Source organism: Listeria costaricensis, assembly GCF_900183385.1.
GTDB classification, from domain to species: Bacteria; Bacillota; Bacilli; order Lactobacillales; family Listeriaceae; genus Listeria; species Listeria costaricensis.
In genome coordinates this window covers 1-1,830 of sequence record NZ_FXUT01000040.1, presented here as the reverse complement: position 1 = coordinate 1,830, position 1,830 = coordinate 1, and the positions used below count along the sequence as shown (strand labels likewise).

At 38.3% G+C, this 1,830-nt stretch carries 2 protein-coding genes; both read left to right on the top strand.

Features of this window, described 5'->3' with window-relative positions:
- Nucleotides 1–1,321: T7SS effector LXG polymorphic toxin (locus tag CS921_RS15410; protein ID WP_162921808.1), on the top strand; the 1,321-nt coding region annotated here is incomplete at its 5' end.
- Between the two features lie 14 nt (nucleotides 1,322–1,335).
- The gene (locus tag CS921_RS15405; RefSeq protein ID WP_099225447.1) at nucleotides 1,336–1,764 is read left to right on the top strand and encodes a hypothetical protein; all 429 of its coding nucleotides are present in this window, start codon (nucleotides 1,336–1,338) and stop codon (nucleotides 1,762–1,764) included.
- Nucleotides 1,765–1,830: the final 66 nt, after the last annotated feature.

The following is a 1,830-nucleotide window of genomic DNA, read 5'->3' as shown; positions in this document are numbered from 1 at the left end:
CAATGAAGAGATGCGAGCGGTTATCGAAAATATTCAGCTGCATACTCTAGAATATGCAGAAGATACCTCACTTAGCGGTCAAGCAGTGAAAGCGTCTCAGACTTATTTTCAAGCGACGTATACAACCGTGACGGAAAGCTTGTTGGAAGTACTAGATACAAGTGAAGAGCTGTTAAATAGGTATTTGAATGACTTTAGCAATCAAGTCGATCCGTCACCATCCTGTCAGATCGATTCAGACATCCTACAAATGGCGGCGGATAAAGTCGACCAGATCAAACGAAAACAAGAAGATCTACAGCGATCATTATCATCAGCCACGGCCGGCCTATACGAAGGCAAGGCGCAGCAATTACGAATGGACTTAGCGGAAGCTGTCGAACAAGAAAAGATCTTGGAACGTTATCAGGAATTTGAGCATGGTCATAATGATTTCTTTCAAGAGCTTTGCGATCTTATGTATAAAACGAGACAAGTCTTGCAACACGTTTTAACAAATGTTACCTTTAATGAACAGCAGGGTAGTTATTCATTTCCAGTTGGATATGCTAGTGCAATTGCAGATTTACAGAAAGAACTCAATGAAATCCGAGATATTGACGCTAAAAAAGAAAAAGAGTTGGAGGATTATGAAATCTATGCGGTGGTTTACACGGGAGAAAATGGCAAGCCAGAAGTCATGTGGATCCTAGAACAAAATGGTCATGCGGTTCGTAATTATGAGTTGACCGATTACTTGAAGAAGACTGGCCAATATCTCTCAAAAGATCGGTATCAAGTACTTTCATTAGATGGTATTGAAGATAAGGTTCTGGAGGGCTGGAAAGAAGGCGGCTACTACCTAAACGGAAAGAAATACAGTGGTGTTGCAGGTGCCACACTGAAAGCTTCCGCCTATGTACAAGGTGGCGCTGAATGGGTGCAGGAGAGTGACTTTGCGAATGCTGTTTTGGGCTTAGGGCTCAGTGTAGCGGCAATCAGGGGAAGTACTACCTATAAAAACGAAAGCGGAATTAAAAAAATATATAATGCAAATGGAAATCCAGATTTAAGGGCTTTAAGAAGAAAACAATTTGATGAAGTGCTAAAAAATGGCTTTCCTGATGGAACAAAGCTAAATCAGCATGCATATAATTCTCTTTTTAAATCAGGAAGAAAAGATATTATGCTGGATGATATCATTGATGCTTTAAAGACTAAACCCATACCAGCTAAATCTGGAAGTGTTGAATATGTCAATCCGATAACAGGGACATCAGTCTTTGTTAATCCTGTAAAAAAAGAAGTAGTAGGAATTTGGCCAGCAAGTTTTAAAAAATAAAGGAGGTCTTGTCATTGAAAATCAAAGAAACGTTGAATGAAAGTATCACTAGTAAAAATAGTTATGAAGAGTCTGTAGAGAACATCGATATTTTAACAGAAAAAATGGACGATGATTTTGTACCATATCGAGTAGAGCAAAATGTCATGATGTGGCTGAATCAAGAGGGGCTACTCGGAGAAATTGAGTGTATTTTTCCAACGAAATTAGATGAAGAAGTTCGTTTGGTAAAAAGGGCAAACATAACAGTAGAAAACGGTTTTCCTTTAATAAATACAGAGGAGATTATAGAAGTTCCAGAGGTAAAAACTTTCGTGGGGAATGAATATTTTGTTCTGTATTTCTCTGAATTGACAGAGTATGATAGAATGATTGTTGCAAATGACCTTTCTTTTTACTTGGAAGAAGAAGAATTGATTGCGATTAAAGCGGTAATTTCTTAAAAAAACTCAATAATAAGGTTAAACGATCTGTTCCTTGTGGATGGGTCGTTTTTGTGTCTGAGACGG